We start from the raw sequence: 1666 nt of genomic DNA, 5'->3' as shown, positions 1-1666 counted from the left end.
TTCTACAGACGGCTTTTAAATTCTCTTCATCGAGTCATCTGAACAAATCTGTTCTTCGCGGGAATTTCACTTAACGTAAATGTGTTCACGACGTCCCACCGACTTAAGGCGACGAAGTCGCCGGGCGCGATGCGCTTAGTCGGTGCGGATGTGTCCGGCTGATTCCACTTCCCTGCTGCTGTCAATTACTTCTTCGAATCTCATCTAACTCCTGCCGGACCGAGGGCCAAATGGCCCGAAGCGTGAACATGGTGTTATAAGATGTTGGCGCCTTCATGAGTAACTCACAAAAGCACTTTACAAATTGAACGTATCTTTAATAAGTTTTGCGACTTCAACTGCACTTAAATTGGCACTATTAATTCTTAAATAGTTCTCTCTTTTTATTTCTCCTTCATAGGAGTTCAGTCTATGTTTTTCCATCGTGTTAATTAAGTCCTTTTCAGACTGTTCTATATTTCTTTTTGTTGGTTTTTGGTCAAGTCTATACGGTGTTAGATTTCGTTTAATTCTTTCTTCAATATTCGCCTCTAATTCAACAAAATAAATTTGAGCACCTTTTGATTCAAAAATATCACAGGTTTGTTTAACATATTCCCAATCTCCCTGAAGATCAAATCCCCATACATAAGTAAAAATAAGCCCATACTGATTGCTATTGGAAAAGGATTCGAAGAATTCTCTTCTTACGATATTTGCTAACCTCCATGTTTCACTACCGAAACCAAAGAAGGGATGAAATAATTCAATTGACATGTGATTGTGAAATAATTTTAAATCCGTTATTTTAGTTAGTTCATGACCAACCGTCATCTTGCCAACGGCCTGGGGTCCAAATAATAAAACGAATTTGATCGTAATCACTCCTGCTCTTAAGTTATTGCGCCAATTTCTTATAACGTTCATGTGTTCACGACGTCCCACCGACTTAAGGCGACGAAGTCGCCGGGCGCGACGCGCTTAGTCGGTGCGGATGTGTCCGGCTGATTCTGCTTCCCTGCTTCTGCCAATTGCATCTCCGAATCCACATCTAACTTCTGCCGGACCGAGGGCCGAATGGCCCGAAGCGTGAACATGGTGTTATCTGATGCCGGTGCCTTCTTGAGTTACTTACAAATACTTATTCTCTTATTCAAACATTTAATTAAAAAACGGTTGCGATTAGGCAACCGTGTTCTTTTTGAAATGTTCACCAATGTACTTGGAGCTTATTTTTACTTGGATCATAAAAATGAAAATAATAATGACCATCTTCTTCTACCATTTCATCTACTTCAACATTCTGATCAATTAATTCCTGACGGAATTTATGAATTTCTTGGCAAGTAAAGCCAACAGAAAATTCTGGTTTTCCGTCTATTATTAAGTGGCCTCTCGAATTTGTATCCGCCTTAACTAAAACAAGTAATGGCCCTTCTTTCAATTCAAATACAGCTAAATCTTTATTCTGTCTTCTAAGGTGAAATCCTAAACATTCTGTGTACCATCTTACTGACTCTTCTAAGCTTATTACTGGTATACGGAAATAATGGATTTCCCCAATTAATGACATTTTTGTTGTCTCCTTAAAAGAATCAGATTTATATAATGTTCTTCAAGCGTGATGATTTCCCTTCCTGTTCTAGGAATTTATTGTTGACTGTACTGCACCGGTTTCAGATAACGT

At 38.9% G+C, this 1666-nt stretch carries 3 protein-coding genes; all 3 read right to left on the bottom strand.

The genetic code is table 11. The annotated features are described in order from the left end of the window. Positions 1-297: 297 nt before the first annotated feature. Entirely contained in the window at positions 298-855 is a 558-nt protein-coding gene (locus tag ACFPOF_RS23735; protein WP_378137352.1) for a DEAD/DEAH box helicase family protein, read from the bottom strand. Positions 856-902: 47 nt separating this feature from the next. Further along, entirely contained in the window at positions 903-1028 is a 126-nt protein-coding gene (locus ACFPOF_RS23730) for a hypothetical protein (RefSeq protein ID WP_378137350.1), read from the bottom strand. Between the two features lie 161 nt (positions 1029-1189). Beyond that, positions 1190-1552, bottom strand: coding sequence for a VOC family protein (locus ACFPOF_RS23725; protein ID WP_378137348.1), 363 nt, complete (start codon positions 1550-1552; stop codon positions 1190-1192). Positions 1553-1666: the final 114 nt, after the last annotated feature.

It is taken from the genome of Cohnella soli, from assembly GCF_042655525.1.
Classification (GTDB): domain Bacteria; phylum Bacillota; class Bacilli; order Paenibacillales; family Paenibacillaceae; genus Cohnella; species Cohnella soli.
The sequence above is the reverse complement of the archived record's forward strand: the minus strand, read 5'-3'. Positions and strand labels throughout refer to the sequence as shown.